Origin of the sequence: Bacteroides faecium (assembly GCF_012113595.1) — a bacterium.
GTDB classification, from domain to species: domain Bacteria; phylum Bacteroidota; class Bacteroidia; order Bacteroidales; family Bacteroidaceae; genus Bacteroides; species Bacteroides faecium.
In genome coordinates, this window is sequence record NZ_CP050831.1 from 3,298,105 (window position 1) to 3,317,533 (window position 19,429).

Genomic DNA, 19,429 nt, shown 5'->3' on the forward strand with positions numbered 1-19,429 from the left:
GTGAATAATTGTTTGTAAATAAGCGTGTTATGAGGCTGTTGAAAAACAAGGCGAGCCACCAGGCGAACATATATAAATACTAAATATAATAATCTATATAAATATTGTTCGAGCGACACACTTTTTCTGTGTTGATAAGGTAAAAAAAAGAAGATAATTGGGGCTGTATGCTTCATCTTCTCTTTTTTTACTTTACCTTTGCGCCCGCTAAAGATGAAAATGCATTGAACTTAATTATCGACATAGGGAATACAATGGCGAAAGTCGCCCTCTTCAATAATGGGGAGATGGTGGAAGTGTTGACTGAATCCAATCAATCATTGGATTGTCTGAAAACACTTTGTTCCAAATACCCGATAGAGCAGGGGATTGTGGCTACTGTTATTGATTTGAGTGAGCGGATACTTGCCGATTTGGCAGCTTTGCCGTTTCCTTTGCTGTGGCTCAACTACAAAACGCCCTTACCGGTGGTCAACTTGTACGAGACTCCCGAAACATTGGGATACGACCGTATGGCTGCTGTGATAGGTGCTAATGAGCAGTTTCCCCACAACGATATATTAGTCATTGACGCAGGGACTTGTATCACTTATGAATTTATTGACTCGAAAGGGCAGTATCATGGTGGTAATATTTCTCCCGGCATGCAGATGCGCTTCAAGGCACTTCACCAGTTTACCGGACGCTTGCCCATGGTAGATACCAACGGGCGTAAACTTCCGATGGGACGGGACACCGAAACCGCTATACGCGCCGGAGTGTTGAAAGGCATGGAATACGAAATTTCAGGTTATATTGAGTCTATGAAGCATAAATATCCTGAACTTTTGGTTTTTTTAACGGGCGGAGATGATTTTTCTTTTGATAGCAGCGCAAAAAGTGTCATCTTTGCAGATAGATTTTTAGTGTTGAAAGGATTAAATAGAATTTTAAACTATAATAATGGTAGGATTTAAACACACACTATGTGCGCTTTTGCTCACGATGGTTACCGGAGTGGCAATCGCTCAAAATAATACAAACTCTCCTTATACACGATATGGCTATGGCGACTTGTCCGATCAGAGTTTCGGGAATAGCAAGGCGATGGGGGGGATTGCTTTCGGACTCCGGGATGGAGCACAGATCAATCCTTTGAATCCTGCTTCGTATACAGCCATTGATTCGTTGACTTTCCTGTTTGAAGGGGGCGTCAGTCTGCAAAATATGAATGTTAGTGGTGGCGGTGTAAAACTGAACGCCAAGAACTCTAGTTTCGACTACTTGGCCATGCAGTTTCGTCTGCATCCAAGGGTAGCGATGAGTGTAGGTTTGTTGCCATTCTCTAATGTGGGATACAGTGTGTCTGATAGTAAAACTGAAAACGGAGTCGGTCAGACCCGGAGTTTTACAGGAGATGGGGGATTGCACCAGCTTTATGGTGGTATCGGTGTGAAAGTACTAAAGAATCTTTCGCTGGGAGTGAATGCTTCTTATTTTTGGGGTGATATAACCCGTACACGGACTATTCTTTATCCCGGGACATCGGAATCTTACTCTTATATACAGCAGATAGGGGTATCTGTTTCGGACTATAAACTGGATTTCGGTGCACAATATACGCAGGAATTAAGTAAAAAACATTCAGTGACAATTGGAGCAGTCTTTTCTCCAAAACATAAGCTGAATAATGATTATACTATAACGACACAAGCTAGTACAACTAACAGTCATGATTTGGATGCTACGCTGGAACTTCCGAACATGTTCGGAGTCGGTTTTACATACAATTATGACAAACGGTTGACAGTCGGTGTGGATTATAGTTTGCAACAATGGTCTAAGGCAAAATTCGGTGTAGCTACCGCAGATGATGCTACACGTACAGAATTTGAGGAAACTTATGCTTATAATGACCGTCATAAAATCTCAGTGGGTGCGGAATACATTCCTAATTTAATAGGACGTTCTTACCTATCCCACATCAAATACCGTCTGGGAGCTTATTATACGACTCCATATTATAAGATTGACGGTAAAAAGGCTGCCCGCGAATATGGCGTAACTGCCGGTTTCGGTTTGCCTGTACCCCGTTCACGTTCTATCCTTAGCATCAGCGGACAGTTTGTCCGTGTAAGTGGACAGGAAACGAATTTTGTGAACGAAAATATCTTCCGTGTGAGTATCGGATTGACGTTCAACGAACGTTGGTTCTTCAAACGCAGGGTAGAATAATTAAGTTGAAACAAAGTGAGAGAGAATAGACGACTTTATAATAACAACTAAAATTTAAATACAATGAAGATTAAAACGCTTGTGGCTATGTTGGTCCTTTCAGCAGGGGCAACCACTGCAATAGCACAGGATGCGTCTAACTGTAATTCAAACAGTAGTATTTCGCATGAAGCTGTGCGTGCAGGTAATTTTAAAGATGCGTATACTCCTTGGAAAGCTGTGTTGGAAAACTGTCCGACACTTCGTTTCTATACCTTTACTGACGGATATAAAATTCTGAAAGGCTTGATGGCACAAATCAAGGACAAGAATAATCCGGAATACAAGAAATATTTTGATGAACTGATGAATACGCACGATTTGCGTATCAAGTACACTGATGAATTCCTCGCTAAAGGTACAAAAGTATCTTCTGCTGACGAAGCACTGGGTATCAAAGCTGTAGACTATATCGCTTTGGCTCCGAAAATTGACGTTAATCAGGCTTATCAATGGTTGAGCCAGTCAGTTAACGCAGTGAAAGCCGAATCGGCTGCTGCTACTATCTTCTATTTCCTGCAAATGTCATTGGATAAACTGAAAGCAGATCCTAGCCATAAGGAACAATTCATCCAGGATTATCTGGCCGCTTCCGAATATGCTGATGCTGCTATTGCTGCTGAAACTAGCGAAGCGAAGAAGAAAAACCTGCAAGGTATCAAAGACAATCTGGTTGCTCTGTTTGTAAACAGTGGTACTGCTGATTGCGAATCATTGCAAGGTATCTATGGCCCGAAAGTGGAAGCTAACCAAACAGATTTGGAATACTTGAAGAAAGTTATCGACATCATGAAAATGATGAAATGTACTGAAAGCGAAGCTTACCAGCAGGCTGCTTATTATTCATACAAGATAGAGCCGACTGCAGAAGCTGCTACCGGATGTGCTTACCAGGCATTCAAGAAGGGTGATATTGACGGTGCTGTGAAGTTCTTTGATGAAGCAGTGAATCTGGAAACAGACAATGTGGCGAAAGCTGAAAAAGCATATGCTGCTGCTGCCGTATTGGCTTCTGCCAAAAAACTGTCTCAGGCTAGAGCTTACTGCCAGAAAGCTATCGGTTTCAACGAAAACTACGGTGCTCCTTACATCCTGATTGCTAATCTTTATGCAATGAGTCCTAACTGGAGCGACGAAAACGCTTTGAACAAGTGTACCTATTTTGCAGTAATCGACAAATTACAACGTGCAAAACAAGTAGACCCAAGTGTAGCTGAAGAAGCAAACAAATTAATTGGCAGATATTCAGGTCATACTCCGCAAGCTAAGGACCTTTTCATGTTAGGTTACAAGCAAGGCGACCGCATCACTATCGGCGGTTGGATCGGAGAGACTACAACGATTAGATAAATGTATGTTGCGAAAACGAAGTAAACGTTTGTTGCATAAAAGCATGAGCATAACAATTGTCCTTGGGACAATTGTTATGCTTCTTTTATTTCCCTCATGCGGCGGTAAGACGAAAGCGGTGGGTGAGGCTATCACCGAACGCGATTCTCTTCCCGTAATGCAGACATTAGGGGTCACTACCCTTATATCCGATTCTGGAGTGACACGTTACAGGGTGAATACGGAAGCGTGGGATGTTTATGACCGCAAGAAACCTTCTTATTGGGCATTTGAAAAAGGAGTATATCTCGAACAGTTCGACTCTATCTTTCATGTAGAAGCCAGTATCAAAGCGGATACTGCCTATTACTATGACAAAGAAAGGCTTTGGAAGCTGATAGGGAACGTAGATATACAAAACCGGAAAGGCGAACGGTTTAATACGGAACTGCTCTATTGGAATGAAGCCACCCAGAAAGTGTATTCCGACAAGTTCATTCGTATCCAACAACCTGACAGGATTATCACCGGACATGGCTTCGACTCCAACCAACAAATGACTGTTTATACCATTCATAATATAGAAGGTATTTTCTATGTGGACGATGAAGCGGGTGGTCCGCCCCAACCGGAAACAAAAGCACTGCCGGATTCTGTGAATAAAGATGCTGCGAAATAGGCGAAGTAATATCAATTGTACCTCGTAAATCGTCTAATCGTAAATCAAAACTTATGAATATTTATATCTCTCTAATAATCACCATGGTCTTCTCCGCTTTCTTTTCAGGAATGGAGATTGCCTTTGTCTCGGTAGACAAACTGCGTTTTGAAATGGAACGTAAAGGGGGAATCACCTCTCGTATTCTATCTATCTTTTTCAGGAATCCGAATGAATTTATCTCTACCATGTTGGTGGGGAATAATATAGCTTTGGTAATCTACGGTATCCTGATGGCGCAAGTCATCGGTGACAACCTGTTGGCGGGATTCATTGACAACCACTTCCTTATGGTGCTGGCGCAGACTATTATTTCTACCTTGATTATATTGGTGACGGGAGAGTTCTTGCCGAAAACATTGTTCAAAATCAATCCAAATCTGGTTTTGAATGTCTTTGCCGTTCCGCTTATTGTTTGTTATGTCATTTTGTATCCTATATCGAAGTTTGCTTCCGGTGTATCCTGTCTGTTCCTTCGTCTTTTCGGAATGAAAGTGAACAAGGATGCGTCCGACATTGCTTTTGGGAAAGTCGACCTGGATTACTTCGTACAAAGTAGTATTGACAATGCCGAGAATGAAGAAGAGCTGGATACGGAAGTGAAAATCTTTCAGAATGCGCTTGATTTCTCGAATATAAAAATCCGTGACTGTATCGTTCCGCGCACGGAAGTGGTGGCTGTTGACCTGACCACTTCGCTGGACGAACTGAAAAGTCGATTTATAGAGTCCGGTATATCCAAGGTTATCGTATATGACGGAAATATCGACAATGTGGTCGGTTATATCCATTCGTCGGAAATGTTCCGTGCTCCGAAGAACTGGCATGATAATGTGAAACAGGTGCCGATTGTGCCTGAAACGATGTCCGCCCACAAATTGATGAAGCTGTTCATGCAGCAGAAGAAAACGATTGCCGTGGTGGTGGACGAATTTGGCGGGACGTCCGGTATTGTATCGCTGGAAGATTTGGTAGAAGAAATTTTCGGTGATATAGAAGACGAACACGACAATACTTCCTATATCTGCAAGCAGATTGAGGAACATGAGTATGTGTTGTCCGCCCGTTTGGAAATAGAGAAAGTGAATGAAACATTCGGGCTGGATTTGCCCGAATCAGACGAATATCTGACGGTGGGCGGGTTGATTCTTAACCAATATCAGAGTTTCCCGAAGTTGCATGAAATCATTCAGGTAGGGCGCTATCAGTTCAAGATAATCAAGGTCACAGCGACAAAAATAGAACTTGTGCGCTTGAAAGTCTTGGAATAATAGCGATAATCAAGAAATTTTTGGCTAATAAATAGATGCATATTAGCATTTTTTGTATCTTCGTGCGCTAAAACGACAAAAGAAAGAAATAATAATAAACATAAATCGTATTAATCAAAATGGCAACGTTACAAAACATTAGGTCGAAAGGACCTCTATTGGTGATTGTTATCGGCTTGGCGCTGTTTGCTTTCATTGCGGGTGACGCATGGAAGGTGATGCAGCCGCATCAGGCACATGACGTAGGTGAGGTGAACGGAGACGCTCTTTCCGCTCAAGAGTATCAGAATTTGGTAGAAGAATATACCGAAGTGGTGAAACTCATGCGAGGAGTGACCGCCTTGAACGACGACCAGTCCAATCAGGTGCGCGACGAAGTATGGCGTTCCTACGTAAACAATAAACTGATTGAAAAAGAAGCTAAAGCATTGGGACTGACTGTTTCTACTGCTGAAATTCAGGACATCCTGAAAGCTGGAGTTCATCCTTTGCTACGTCAGACTCCTTTCCAGAATCCGCAAACAGGCAACTTCGACAAGGATATGTTGAACAAATTCCTCGTTGAATATGCTAAGATGAGCGAATCACAGATGCCGGCACAGTATGCAGAACAATACAACAATATGTATAAATACTGGTCATTCATCCAGAAGACATTGATCCAAAGCCGTTTGGCTGAAAAATACCAGGCATTGGTTTCTAAAGCTCTTCTTTCTAATCCGGTAGAAGCACAGGATGCTTTCGACGCACGCGTGAACCAATACAATGTATTGCTGGCAGGCGTTCCTTACTCTTCAGTAGTAGACTCTACTATCGTAGTGAAAGAATCGGAATTGAAAGACCTGTACAACAAAAAGAAAGAACAGTTCAAGCAATATCAGGAAACTCGTGACATCAAATACATTGATGTTCAGGTGACTGCCAGCGCAGAAGACAGAGCTGCTATCCAGAAAGAAGTAGATGAAGCAACTGCACAGTTGGCTACTACAACAGATGATTACACATCGTTTGTTCGTTCGGTAGGTTCTGAAGCTCCTTATGTAGACCTGTTCTATAACAAGACAGCATTCCCGTCGGATGTAGTAGCTCGTTTGGACTCTGCTTCTGTAGGTACTGTTTACGGTCCTTACTACAATGGTGGTGATAATACTATCAACTCTTTCAAGATTGTAGCTAAAGCTGCCGCTGCCGACTCTGTGGAATTCCGTCAGATTCAGGTATATGCTGAGGATGCATTGAAGACTAAGGCATTGTCGGATAGTATCTACAATGCTCTTAAAGGTGGTGCAAACTTCGCAGACCTGGCTAAGAAATATGGTCAGACAGGTGACTCTAACTGGATGACTGCTGCACAGTATGAAGGTGCACAGATTGACGGTGACAACCTGAAATTCATCTCTGCCATCAATAATACAGGTGTGAACGAACTGGTAAACTTGCCGATGGGACAAGCTAACGTAATTCTTCAAGTGACTAACAAGAAGGCTGTAAAAGATAAATATAAAGTAGCTGTTATCAAGCGTGAAGTAGAGTTCAGCAAAGAAACTTACAACCGTGCTTACAACGATTTCAGCCAGTTTATCGCTGCTAATCCTACTGTTGAGAAGATGGTAGCTAGCGCTGAAGAAGCCGGATACAGACTGTTGGATAGAGCTGACTTGAATAGCTCTGAACATGGTATCGGTGGCGTGAGAGGTACAAAAGAAGCCTTGAGATGGGCATTTGATAAAGCTAAACCGGGTGAAGTATCAGGTTTGTACGAATGTGGCGAAAGCGACCATATGATCGTAGTGGGTCTGGTGAACATCAAACCGGAAGGATACCGTCCGTTGAAAGCCGTACAGGAACAGTTGAGAGCTGAAATCGTTAAAGATAAGAAAGCTGAAAAGATCATGGCTGACATGAAAGCTGCCAACGCAACTTCATTCGACCAGTATAAGTCTATGGCTAACGCTGTAAGTGACTCTTTGAAGATGGTTACATTCGCAGCTCCTGCTTACGTATCTGCATTGCGCAGCAGCGAACCGCTGGTAGGCGCTTATGCTTCTGTTTCTGAAGTGAACAATCTGAGCGCACCTATCAAAGGTAACGCCGGAGTATTTGTTCTGCAGGTATATGGCAAGGACAAACTGAACGAAACATTCGATGCAAAAACAGAAGAAGCTACACTGGCTAACATGCACGCACGTTTCGCCAGCCGTCTGATGAACGACTTGTATCTGAAAGCAAATGTGAAAGATACACGCTTCCTGTTCTTCTAAGATTAAATCGTATAAACGATAACTGCAAAAGGTCGTTCCTCTTTCGGGAACGACCTTTTTTGTTAACTTTTACATTATCGCTATACGGAAATCGACTTTATTTCCTTACATTTGCAAATATAAACCATGAACGGAAAGAATAATGTCTAAATATCCTCTTTTAGGAATGAACCTTGTGGAGCTTCAATCGCTGGTGAAAAGACTGGGTATGCCCGGCTTTACCGCCAAGCAGATTGTGGAATGGCTTTACGAGAAGAAGGTGACTTTGATTGATGAAATGACTAATTTGTCATTGAAGAACCGGGAGTTGCTCAAGCAGAACTATGAGGTAGGGGCAGCGACTCCGGTAGATGAAATGCGTTCTGTGGATGGCACGGTGAAGTACTTGTACAGGGTTGGCGATAATCATTTTGTAGAATCCGTTTATATTCCCGATGATGACCGGGCGACGCTCTGTGTCTCTTCACAGGTAGGCTGTAAGATGAACTGCAAGTTCTGTATGACCGGAAAGCAAGGTTTTAAAGCACACCTGACCGCCAACCAGATAATCAACCAAATCCATTCATTGCCCGAACGTGACAAACTGACAAACGTAGTGATGATGGGCATGGGCGAACCGCTCGATAATCTCGACGAAGTATTGAAGGCATTGGAGATACTGACCGCTTCTTACGGTTATGCATGGAGCCCGAAGCGCATCACTCTTTCTACGGTCGGACTACAGAAAGGACTGCAACGTTTTATCGAAGAAAGCGACTGTCACCTGGCTATCAGCCTGCACTCTCCGGTGACTGCACAACGTTCCGAACTTATGCCGGCGGAAAAGGCGTTCTCCATCACTGAAATGGTGGAACTGTTAAAAAACTATGATTTTAGTAAACAGCGCCGACTTTCGTTTGAATATATTGTTTTTAAGGGGCTTAATGACTCGCAAGTCTATGCCAAAGAGTTGTTGAAACTTCTTCGCGGACTGGATTGCAGGGTGAATCTGATTCGTTTCCATGCCATACCGGGAGTCAATCTTGAAGGGGCGGATATGGATACGATGACCAGTTTCCGTGACTATCTGACGTCACACGGGCTTTTCACTACGATTCGTTCTTCAAGGGGAGAAGATATTTTTGCGGCTTGCGGTATGTTGTCGACAGCGAAACAAGAGGAAAATAATCAGAGTTAATATATAAAACCGAACATCATGAAAAAGTACTTTTTTTATTTGAGCATCACTTTGGTAGCCTTTGTTGTTGCTTCTTGTGGTCTGAAAGGAAACCACACTTCTAGCGGACGTGCATACGAACTTTTGGTAGTAGTAGATCACGGTGTTTGGGATCGTGCGGCCGGAAGGGCTTTGCATGATGCACTCGATTCTGACGTGCCCGGCTTGCCGCAATCGGAACCTTCTTTCCGTATCATGTACACTTCACCGAAAGATTATGATTCTACGCTGAAACTGATACGTAACATTATTATTGTAGACATACAGGATATATATACGAAAGCCTCTTTCAAGTATGCGAAAGACGTATATGCCAATCCGCAGATGATTTTGACTATCCAGGCTCCGAACGAAGAAGAGTTCGAGAAGTTCGTGGAAGAAAACAAAAAGACGATTGTCGATTTCTTTACCCGTGCGGAAATGAACCGTCAGATTACTTTGCTCGAAAATAAGCATAGCAATTTTATCTTAAACAAAGTGGATAGCTTGTTCGGATGCAACATTTGGCTGCCTTCCGAGTTGACTAACTCCAAAACCGGTGAAGATTTCTTCTGGGCTTCTACCAACACAGGTACTGCCGACCAGAATTTCGTAATGTACTCTTATCCTTATACCGACAAGGATACTTTCACCAAAGAATACTTCGTGCACAAACGTGACTCTGTGATGCAGGCCAACATCCCCGGATTCAAGGAAGGCGTTTTTATGTCAACTGACAGTCTGCTGACGGATGTACGCCCAATCAATGTACAAAACAGCTACACACTGGAAGCACGCGGACTATGGCGCATGAAGGGTGACTTCATGGGTGGCCCGTATGTATCACACACTCGCCTGGACGAGAAAAACCAACGGATTATTACAGCAGAAATATTTGTTTATTCACCTGATAAAATGAAACGCAACCTGGTTCGCCAGATGGAAGCATCTCTTTACACGCTGAAACTTCCGAATGAAGTTCAGCAGAATCAGATTCCATTGGGCGGTGTATCTAAGGAAGCGGAAAAAACTAATAAGTAAAGAAATGGAAGATAGCAAAATAAGAATCGGTATTACCCAGGGAGATATAAACGGGGTAGGCTATGAAGTGATTTTAAAGACATTTTCAGACCCTACCATGTTAGAACTTTGTACTCCGATAATTTACGGTTCGCCGAAAGTGGCTGCTTATCATCGGAAAGCATTGGATATTCAGACTAACTTCAGTATTGTTAATACGGCTTCCGAAGCGGGATACAACCGTTTGAGCGTAGTGAACTGTACGGACGATGAAGTGAAAGTGGAATTTTCCAAACCCGACCCCGAAGCGGGCAAAGCTGCCTTGGGAGCATTGGAACGTGCCATCGAAGAATATCGTGAAGGGCTGATTGACGTTATCGTGACAGCTCCTATCAATAAACATACCATCCATTCGGAAGAATTTTCATTCCCCGGACATACGGAATATATCGAAGAACGTTTGGGTAATGGCGACAAGTCATTGATGATTCTGATGAAGAATGATTTCCGCGTGGCTTTGGTGACGACACATATCCCCGTCAGGGAGATTGCAACTACGATTACCAAGGAACTGATTCAGGAGAAGTTGATGATCTTCCATCATTGCCTGAAACAGGATTTCGGTATCGGTGCCCCGCGCATTGCAGTGTTGTCCCTCAATCCTCACGCCGGAGACGGTGGTTTGCTGGGAATGGAAGAACAGGAAATAATTATTCCTGCGATGAAGGAAATGGAAGAAAAAGGAATCCTTTGCTACGGTCCTTATGCGGCCGACGGCTTTATGGGTTCGGGCAATTATACTCATTTCGACGGCATCCTGGCTATGTATCACGACCAGGGACTGGCTCCGTTCAAGGCATTGGCGATGGACGACGGGGTGAACTATACGGCAGGTCTGCCGGTAGTGCGCACTTCTCCTGCTCATGGCACTGCTTATGACATTGCAGGTCAGGGAGTGGCAAGTGAAGATTCTTTCCGTCAGGCAATCTATGTTGCTATTGATGTATTCCGTAATCGTCAGCGGGAGAAAGTAGCCCGTGCGAATCCATTACGGAAACAATATTACGAGAAACGGGACGATAGTGACAAACTAAAACTGGATACAGTAGACGAGGATTAAAAGAGTGATGACAAGAGCGGAGATACAACAAGTGAAACAACGTTTCGGTATTATTGGCAATACCGAAGCATTGTCACGTGCCATCGATGTTGCCATTCAGGTAGCTCCTACCGATTTGTCCGTGTTGATTACCGGAGAGAGTGGTGTCGGAAAGGAGAGTTTTCCACAGATCATTCATCAATATAGCCGGAGAAAGCACGGACAGTATATTGCTGTCAACTGCGGAGCTATCCCGGAAGGTACGATTGATTCCGAACTGTTCGGTCATGAGAAAGGCGCGTTTACCGGTGCTATCGGCGAACGGAAAGGATATTTCGGTGAAGCCGACGGCGGTACTATTTTCCTCGATGAAGTAGGGGAGTTGCCGATGCCTACCCAGGCGCGTCTGCTTCGTGTGCTGGAGAGCGGCGAATTCTTGAAAGTAGGTTCGTCAAGGGTACAAAAGACCGATGTGCGTATTGTGGCAGCTACCAATGTCAATCTTGTGCAGGCTATTTCAGAAGGGCGTTTCCGTGAGGATTTATATTATCGGTTGAACACCGTGCCCATTCAGATACCGCCTTTGCGTGAACGGGGAGAAGATGTGCTTCTGCTGTTTCGTAAGTTTGCGGCGGACTTTGCGGAGAAATACCGGATGCCGGCTATCCAGTTGACAGAGGATGCAAAGAAGGAATTACTGGCTTATTCATGGCCGGGCAACGTGCGCCAGTTGAAGAATATCACGGAGCAGATTTCGATTATCGAAACGAACAGGGAGATTAACGCTGCTATCTTGCAGACCTATCTTCCGACACAAAATATGCAACGCCTTCCGGCATTGATGGGAACGCGTGAAAGTAAAGGCTTTGAAAGCGAACGGGAAATCCTTTATTCCGTCCTGTTCGATATGCGTCAGGAAGTGGCCGAGCTGAAGAAGATGGTACACAACATGATGGCTGAACGTGCCGGACAGGTAAGTCAGGTGGGAACCGTGGTAACTACTCCGGTGGTGGCGGCTCATCAGCCTTCCGTACCTGCCATTATTCATGCCGTGCAACCAGCTCAACCGGCTGTGCGCAGGGACGATGACGATATACAGGATACGGAAGAATATGTGGAAGAACCACCACTGTCGCTGGATGAAGTAGAAAAAGAAATGATACGCAAGGCACTTGAGAGACATCACGGAAAACGGAAGAGTGCGGCAAAAGATTTGAATATATCAGAGCGTACGCTTTATAGAAAAATAAAAGAATATGATTTGGATTAAGAAGATAACACGCCCTCTGTTGCTGGTCGTTTTGCCGGTAGTGGTTATAGCGTGCACTGTTTCCTATAAGTTTAACGGTTCATCTATCAACTATGATAAGGTGAAGACGATTTCCATTGCCGACTTCCCGATTAAGTCGGAGTACGTGTATGCTCCGTTGGCGACGAAGTTCAATGAAGACCTGAAAGATATATTTATCCGTCAGACCCGCCTGCAATTGCTGAAACCGAATCAGAATGCGGACTTACAGATCGACGGAGAAATCACGGGATACAATCAGTACAACCAGGCAGTATCCGCCGATGGTTATTCTTCGGAAACGAAGTTGACCATAACAGTCAATGTACGCTTTGTCAACAACACAAATCACGCCGAAGACTTCGAACAACAATTCTCCGCTTTCCGTGTCTACGACTCCACTCAGCTGCTGACTGCCGTACAGGACGGGTTAATTGCCGAAATGTCTAAAGAGATAACCGACCAAATATTCAATGCAACCGTAGCAAACTGGTAATATAAATGACTTCTGTTAACTTTCAACAATGGATTCAGCATCCTGAAACGCTGAATAGGGACACTTTGTACGAAATGCGCAATCTTCTTGCAAGATATCCGTATTTTCAGTCGCTCCGCTTGCTGTATCTCAAAAATCTGTATATTCTCCATGATATTAATTTCGGAGGGGAACTGCGGAAAGCCGTTCTTTATATTGCCGACCGGCGGAAGTTGTTTCAACTGATTGAAGGCAGCCGTTTCGATCTTCAGTCCCGGAAAAAGGGAGTGGCGCTGACGGAAGTGCTGAAAGACGAACCATCCGTAGATCGTACACTGGCATTAATCGATGCTTTCCTGTCTACGGCTCCGGAAGAGGTGACTGCACAGACCGGATTCGACTACTCGATGGATTATACCTCTTATTTGCTTGAAGAGACTCCCGCTACGGATGAAGCAACGGATGAAACGCCCAAGCTGAAAGGCTTTGAACTGATCGACGACTTCATCGAAAAGAGCGAAAGCGACTCTCCTCTCTACATGAAACCTTTGCGGGAAGAAGCGGAAGTATCCGTTACTCCTTCCGACGAAGCAAGTGCGGAAGAAGAGGATGATGATAGCTGTTTTACAGAAACTTTGGCAAAAATCTATGTTAAACAGCAACGATATTCAAAAGCTCTTGAAATAATTAAAAAATTAAGCTTGAAATATCCAAAAAAAAATGCTTACTTTGCAGACCAAATCAGATTTTTGGAGAAATTGATTATTAACGCTAATTCAAAATAACTAAAGATGTACTTATTATTCGTTATCTTAATGGTGATTGCAGCCTTGTTGATGTGCTTCATCGTGTTGATTCAGAACTCAAAAGGGGGCGGACTTGCTTCCGGTTTTTCTTCATCTAACGCTATTATGGGCGTACGCAAAACTACAGATTTTCTGGAAAAAGCAACGTGGGGTCTGGCTATCTTCATGGTTGTAATGAGCATTGCTACCGCTTATGTTGTTCCCCGTTCGGCTGTTGCTACAGACGCAGTGTTGGAACAAGCACAGAAAGAACAACAAACTAACCCGTATAACTTACCCGCAGGTACGGCTGCGCCTCAGTCTGAAGCTCCTGCTACTAACGCACCTGCTACAGAAACTCCGGCACCGGCTGCTGAAACTCCTGCTCCTGCGGCAGAGTAATTTGCTCCGGACACAGCAGTAAGGCTATTTGGGTAAAACCATTTAAAGGAAGATTGTCCGATGATGTCTTCTTTAATATTTAAGTGCGGATTACGCAGATTACACGGATTTTCAATGTTCCGCGTAGTCAGTGTAATCCGCACTTAACTTTTTCTTTTAAAAACAATCTCTTTGTAGTGAAAACAAACAAGATTTAACTACCTTTGTTGACCGTACGAGATTATTAATAACTTTTTAAATATAACAATGACAGAACAATTGAAACAGAAATTGAATGACTCCGCAGTGCTACGCTGGAGTGTTCTAGCATTGGTCGCGTTTACTATGCTATGCGGCTATTTCCTCACCGACGTAATGTCTCCGCTAAAACCCATGCTCGAGAAAGAATTATTATGGGACAGCCTTGATTACGGTTTCTTCACAAGTGCTTACGGATGGTTTAATGTATTCCTGTTGATGCTGATTTTCGGCGGTATCATCTTGGATAAGATGGGTGTCCGTTTCACCGGAATGGGAGCATGTATGTTGATGGTATTCGGCTGCGGATTGAAATACTATGCGATTTCTACTACTTTCCCGGAAGGAGCCATGCTTTTCGGATTCAAGATGCAGGTCACTTTGGCTGCGTTGGGATATGCAATTTTCGGCGTTGGCGTGGAGATTGCGGGTATCACTGTTTCCAAGATTATCGTGAAGTGGTTCAAAGGCAAGGAAATGGCGTTGGCTATGGGACTTGAAATGGCTACGGCACGTATTGGAACAACCTTGGCAATGGTGCTGACAGTACCTTTGGCAGACTTTTTCGGATATACGGACGAGAGTGGTGCATTCCATACCAATATTCCTGCTCCAATTCTGTTTTGTCTGATTATGTTGTGTGTAGGTACGATTGCTTTCTTTATTTATACTTTCTATGATAAGAAGCTGGATGCGTCTTTGGATGCAGAGGGTTTGGAGCCGGAAGAGCCGTTCCGCATGAAAGATATTGTCTATATTATCACAAATAAGGGATTTTGGCTGATTGCATTATTATGTGTATTGTTCTATTCGGCAGTATTCCCGTTTATCAAGTATGCGGCGGATTTGATGGTGCAGAAATACAATGTAGATCCGAAACTGGCAGGAACAATCCCCGGACTGTTGCCGATTGGCGCTATTATATTGACTCCGTTGTTCGGTTCGCTCTATGACCGTATCGGTAAGGGAGCTACGTTGATGGTGATTGGTTCTATCATGTTGATTTTCGTACATACGATGTTTGCTTTGCCTATTTTGAATGTATGGTGGTTTGCTACCATTATTATGATTATCCTGGGTTTTGCTTTCTCATTGGTGCCTTCGGCTATGTGGCCTTCTGTTCCGAAGATTATCCCGGAAAAACAGTTGGGTACGGCTTATGCTCTGATTTTCTGGGTGCAGAACTGGGGATTGATGGGTGTACCTTTGTTGATCGGATGGGTGTTGAACTCTTACTGCAAAGGCCCGGTGGTAGACGGCGCACAAACCTATGACTATACACTGCCGATGAGTATTTTTGCTCTCTTTGGTGTATTGGCTTTGATTGTTGCTTTGATGTTGAAGGCAGAGAACAAGAAGAAAGGCTACGGTCTGGAAGAAGCGAATATTCAGAAGTAACAATTTGCATTTGCAAATAATCATTCGTATTTGAAATAATCAGTATTTATGCTGGAATAAAAATAAAAAAACTATGGCTGCTAGAGAGAAAATAAACCTGTTAGAGGTCATTCCCTGTCGCAGTGAACATATTACAGCAGAACGGGAAGGGGAGACAATTGTGCTCTCCTTTCCCCGTTTTAAGTATCCGTGGATGCAACGCTTCCTTGTACCAAAGGGAATGTCGAAAGAACATCATGTGCATTTGGAAGAACACGGTACGGCTGTATGGGAACTGATAGACGGGAAGCGCACGGTTCGTGAGATTATAGAAGAACTCGCAGACCATTTTCAAAATGAAGCGGGCTACGAGTCGCGTATATCTGCTTTTCTTTATCAGATGCAGAAAGATGGATTTATAAAGCTAATGACGCCAGTTGTATAAATGGGAATTTTTTAGGCACGGATAACACGGATTTCACGGTTTTTAGAAATATGATTGCATAAAGCAACAGCGTAATCCGCGTAATCCGTGCCTAAAATGGCAACATCCCGCATGGAAACCTTGCTGGGGCGCTACGCCCCTAAATTATCATTTAATGAATACAGCCCAAAGTGTTACGGCTATTGCAACCAGTATGCCCATAATGATGAGCGTTCCCCATACGAAATAGTTGCTGTCCTTTTCCTTTTTCTTTTCGGAGTCTTTGATAATGTGCTCCATTTCTTCCGGCGTTGTGTCAGGCAGTGAGGAATGTTCGCCGGCTTGGTTCATATGCTTCAACCTTTCGTTGGTGCGTTCGCGCCGTAGGCGGGAAGCTTCCCGCCCTTCGCTTAATCGGCGTATCATATCGAGCATATATCCTTCACCGCCCATATTCTTTTCTTTTTAAAAGTTTCTTATTTGCCTTCTTCTCTGTCTACTTTGACTAATCCGCCTGTATTCGGGTCAAAATACACTTTGATGGTAGAGTTTTTGTTGAACAATACCGGAGCCAGGTATTCTATTATACCGAATTGAGTGACAGGAAGTTCGCCTTCGTATAGTTTTCTCTTGCCGTCGGTCAGTGTAACCAATGCTTGTCCGGGGACGTTGTAGGCAATCCCATCCAAGTCCTTTTTCTTCTTTCCGTCCTCTTGTGGCATCTTGACTATTTTCAGGTCTTTCAGGCTGATATAGAACGGAGTTCCGGCCAAGTCATTATTGGCTACCACACCCAACTTCTTGGAGAAACGGAAAGCAACTTCATTATTGAATTCCCTGTCAGGCGTAAGTCGGACGGTAAACGTCTTTTCTTCCTTGTCCTGTATGCCGGAGAACATTTTGGTCATGGCATCTTCCTGTAGATTCAGGTTGTCGAGCATGATTTTAAGCTGTGCGCCGTCCGAGGGCATATTGTCTGCCTGTCCGCGTAATAAGGCATTTTTGCTTTCGCGGATATTGTAGATTTCTTTGGCTACCAGTTCTGCCATCTTAGCGGTAGAGCTTGCCATCAGGATTTCCTCGGTCAGGAAGTCGCGGGGATTCGCGCTCTTTTGAAGAGCAGGAGTGGTCGGGGTAGTTTTCTTCGTGGAGCTGTTTTGACTGTAAGGCACGTTGATAGATTTCACCAAGCCATTCTCGGTCAGTTCCATGAGAGGGGCTACCGTTTTATCCTTCAGTTTTACGAAGTAAGTAGCTTCGCTGTTCGGCACTCCTACCGATTTTACTTTTACGCTAGCCAGTTCCCAGTACACTTCGGGGTCGGCGGATACATTGTTCAATCGCAGGTAGCGGTCGGCGTATTTGCTGAATTCACCCGGGGTATAGTTAACCTTATTAGCTTTAATTTCAAGTTCTATCTGGGTTTTTGGAAGGCTATATACCACTCCGTAGTCCTTTCCACGGGTGACGCCTGTCAGTACTTCGGTTTGTGCATAAGCGGAAGTTGCCATAAGTAGCCCCGCTGCTATAATCAACTTTTTCATATTCGGTTCTCTTTTAACTGGTTTTGAAAACAAAGTTAATGAAGTTATTGAAAAAACTGTAAGTTCTTAACTTTTATTCGCTTACAAGTCGCCAGGCTGTGGGCAGGCAGGTGACGATATCACTTGCTATCAATCCAATCATGCCTTGTTTCTTTTGGGCTATATCTCCCGCTAATCCGTGGATATAAGTGCCTATTTTGGCAGCTTCCTCGGTAGGATATCCTTGTGCCAGCAATGCCAGGATAACCCCGGTCAGTACATCACCACTGCCACCGGTTGCCATTCCCGGATTCCCTGTCGGATTGAAGTAGCATTTGCCTTCGGGAGTGATAATGGCGGAATAAGCACCTTTCAGGATAATGTGGACATGGGCGGCGTGAGCCAGTTCGCAGGCTTTCACCAGGCGTTCATAAGAATCCTGGCATTTTCCGGTCAGCCGTTCCAATTCCTTCGGGTGAGGGGTGAGGATAGAGCCTTTCGGCAGGTGTGTAAGTGTGTGGCGGTGGTTGGCGAGAATATTCAGTGCATCGGCATCCAGTACGACGGGAGTTTGGCAATGTTCCAGTTGCTCAATAAGGGCAGCTTCCGTTTCCTCGTTCCGTCCCAGTCCCGGGCCGATGCCGACAGCTTGGTAATCGTCAGTGTCGGTAGGTACGGCGAAATAGTTTTCGCTGGCGTCAGTCTCTACCATTGCTTCGGGTGCGGAAGTTTGCAGAATGTCGTTGTTGCATATCGGAGCGTGCACGGTGAGCAATCCTACACCGGAACGCAGACAAGCACGGGCAGCCAATACGGATGCACCCGCCATCCCTTTCGAACCGGCTATCAGCAGTGCATGGCCGAAGTTTCCTTTATGGGCGAATTGCTTGCGGGGCTTGATAAGCGAGCGGATTTCTTCAATCTCCAGCATTTCGTAGTTTGTCTCCGTCTCTTCGATTCCCTCTTCGCTCAACTGGATATCCAGCAATTCCCATTCTCCTACGAACTCGGTGTTTTCTGCAAAGAGGAAAGCAAGTTTCGGCAGTTGCAGGCTGAAAGTAACGTCTGCACGCACAATATTGCTTTTGACGTTAAACGTATTCTCTTCTCCCATCAGTCCCGAAGGAATATCGATGGCTACTACCATAGCAGGAGAAGAGTTGATGTATTTCACTACGGCCGCGAATCCCCCGCTCAACGGTTTGTTCAGTCCTGAACCGAATAATCCGTCAATCACCAGATGGTCCGGTGTCAGAACCGGCGGTACGAACTGAGTACTGATTTCGTGGAATGTCACTTCTTCCATCATTTCCACCAGTTCTTTATTCGTCTGGCAGTCGGGCGAAAGATTACCTTTCGTATTAAAGAGATATACTTCTGTTTTATATCCTTTTTCAGCCATCATGCGGGCTACGGCAAGGGCGTCTCCACCGTTATTCCCCGGTCCTGCAAAAACAGTGACGGGTGTTTCCGTACCCCATCTGTCTGTGATAGCTTTGGTTAGTACTGTTGCTGCACGTTCCATCAGGTCTATTGACGCAATCGGTTCGTGCTCAATGGTATAAGCGTCTAATTTCTTGATACTGCTGCTTGGAAATATTTTCATTACAATGTTCTTTTAGTTTTCGAACCACAAATGTACATGATTCTTCTGACTTTTCCCGTTTGTTGCGGGAAGAAAACTTGTAAATCTCGGTTGGATAGGGTGTAAGATATTGCTGGATTGTCTATGGGTAGGCTGACTACATTAAAAGTTAGTTTAAAACTGTGCG

18 protein-coding genes are annotated in these 19,429 nt (G+C 44.3%); 15 read left to right on the plus strand and 3 right to left on the minus strand.

Translation table 11 applies throughout. From position 1 onward, the window contains the following. Positions 1-167 precede the first annotated feature (167 nt). The 15 genes from BacF7301_RS11650 to BacF7301_RS11720 all read left to right on the plus strand — a co-directional run bounded on the left by BacF7301_RS11650 (position 168) and on the right by BacF7301_RS11720 (position 16,155). The gene (locus BacF7301_RS11650; protein ID WP_167962970.1) at positions 168-956 is read left to right on the plus strand and encodes a type III pantothenate kinase; all 789 of its coding nucleotides are present in this window, start codon (positions 168-170) and stop codon (positions 954-956) included. Then, positions 943-2,214 carry a BamG family beta-barrel-assembly machinery protein gene (gene bamG / locus BacF7301_RS11655; RefSeq protein ID WP_167962972.1) on the plus strand — a complete coding sequence of 424 codons (1,272 nt, stop codon included), beginning with the start codon at positions 943-945 and terminating at the stop codon, positions 2,212-2,214. Before BacF7301_RS11650 ends, bamG begins: the two co-directional genes overlap by 14 nt. A 63-nt stretch (positions 2,215-2,277) precedes the next feature. Further along, positions 2,278-3,603, plus strand: coding sequence for a hypothetical protein (locus BacF7301_RS11660; RefSeq protein ID WP_167962974.1), 1,326 nt, complete (start codon positions 2,278-2,280; stop codon positions 3,601-3,603). A 43-nt stretch (positions 3,604-3,646) separates the two neighbouring features. After that, positions 3,647-4,261, plus strand: coding sequence for an LPS export ABC transporter periplasmic protein LptC (lptC, locus tag BacF7301_RS11665; protein WP_167962975.1), 615 nt, complete (start codon positions 3,647-3,649; stop codon positions 4,259-4,261). 53 nt (positions 4,262-4,314) lie between these two features. Next, positions 4,315-5,571 (plus strand): hemolysin family protein, encoded by a 1,257-nt coding sequence (locus BacF7301_RS11670; protein ID WP_167962977.1) that lies wholly within the window; start codon positions 4,315-4,317, stop codon positions 5,569-5,571. A 119-nt stretch (positions 5,572-5,690) separates the two neighbouring features. Beyond that, a complete protein-coding gene (locus tag BacF7301_RS11675) occupies positions 5,691-7,832 on the plus strand; it encodes a peptidylprolyl isomerase (RefSeq protein ID WP_167962979.1) in 2,142 nt (713 codons plus the stop codon). A 142-nt stretch (positions 7,833-7,974) separates the two neighbouring features. Next, the gene (gene rlmN, locus BacF7301_RS11680) at positions 7,975-9,009 is read left to right on the plus strand and encodes a dual-specificity RNA methyltransferase RlmN (protein WP_167962981.1); all 1,035 of its coding nucleotides are present in this window, start codon (positions 7,975-7,977) and stop codon (positions 9,007-9,009) included. An 18-nt stretch (positions 9,010-9,027) separates the two neighbouring features. Then, the gene (locus BacF7301_RS11685) at positions 9,028-10,068 is read left to right on the plus strand and encodes a DUF4837 family protein (RefSeq protein ID WP_167962983.1); all 1,041 of its coding nucleotides are present in this window, start codon (positions 9,028-9,030) and stop codon (positions 10,066-10,068) included. A 4-nt stretch (positions 10,069-10,072) separates the two neighbouring features. Next, positions 10,073-11,167 (plus strand): 4-hydroxythreonine-4-phosphate dehydrogenase PdxA, encoded by a 1,095-nt coding sequence (gene pdxA / locus BacF7301_RS11690; protein ID WP_073347862.1) that lies wholly within the window; start codon positions 10,073-10,075, stop codon positions 11,165-11,167. 7 nt (positions 11,168-11,174) lie between these two features. Then, the gene (locus tag BacF7301_RS11695; RefSeq protein ID WP_167967182.1) at positions 11,175-12,416 is read left to right on the plus strand and encodes a sigma-54 interaction domain-containing protein; all 1,242 of its coding nucleotides are present in this window, start codon (positions 11,175-11,177) and stop codon (positions 12,414-12,416) included. Beyond that, entirely contained in the window at positions 12,403-12,930 is a 528-nt protein-coding gene (lptE, locus tag BacF7301_RS11700; protein ID WP_167962985.1) for an LPS assembly lipoprotein LptE, read from the plus strand. Before BacF7301_RS11695 ends, lptE begins: the two co-directional genes overlap by 14 nt. A gap of 5 nt (positions 12,931-12,935) precedes the next feature. After that, entirely contained in the window at positions 12,936-13,694 is a 759-nt protein-coding gene (locus tag BacF7301_RS11705) for a DUF8458 domain-containing protein (protein ID WP_167962987.1), read from the plus strand. A 6-nt stretch (positions 13,695-13,700) separates the two neighbouring features. Continuing rightward, a complete protein-coding gene (gene secG, locus BacF7301_RS11710) occupies positions 13,701-14,096 on the plus strand; it encodes a preprotein translocase subunit SecG (protein ID WP_044656265.1) in 396 nt (131 codons plus the stop codon). Positions 14,097-14,342: 246 nt separating this feature from the next. Further along, on the plus strand, positions 14,343-15,731 hold the full coding sequence (locus tag BacF7301_RS11715) for an MFS transporter (RefSeq protein WP_167962989.1): 1,389 nt from the start codon (positions 14,343-14,345) through the stop codon (positions 15,729-15,731). 73 nt (positions 15,732-15,804) lie between these two features. Continuing rightward, entirely contained in the window at positions 15,805-16,155 is a 351-nt protein-coding gene (locus BacF7301_RS11720; RefSeq protein WP_167962991.1) for a PqqD family protein, read from the plus strand. Positions 16,156-16,302: 147 nt separating this feature from the next. Here BacF7301_RS11720 and BacF7301_RS11725 read toward each other — a convergent pair whose 3' ends face one another. The 3 genes from BacF7301_RS11725 to BacF7301_RS11735 form a co-directional block, all read right to left on the minus strand. Further along, positions 16,303-16,587, minus strand: coding sequence for a hypothetical protein (locus BacF7301_RS11725; protein WP_167962993.1), 285 nt, complete (start codon positions 16,585-16,587; stop codon positions 16,303-16,305). A gap of 23 nt (positions 16,588-16,610) precedes the next feature. Then, on the minus strand, positions 16,611-17,678 hold the full coding sequence (locus tag BacF7301_RS11730) for a DUF4831 family protein (protein WP_167962995.1): 1,068 nt from the start codon (positions 17,676-17,678) through the stop codon (positions 16,611-16,613). Between the two features lie 73 nt (positions 17,679-17,751). Then, complete coding sequence (locus tag BacF7301_RS11735) at positions 17,752-19,263, minus strand: NAD(P)H-hydrate dehydratase (RefSeq protein WP_167962997.1); 1,512 nt, start codon at positions 19,261-19,263, stop codon at positions 17,752-17,754. Between the last annotated feature and the right edge of the window lie 166 nt (positions 19,264-19,429).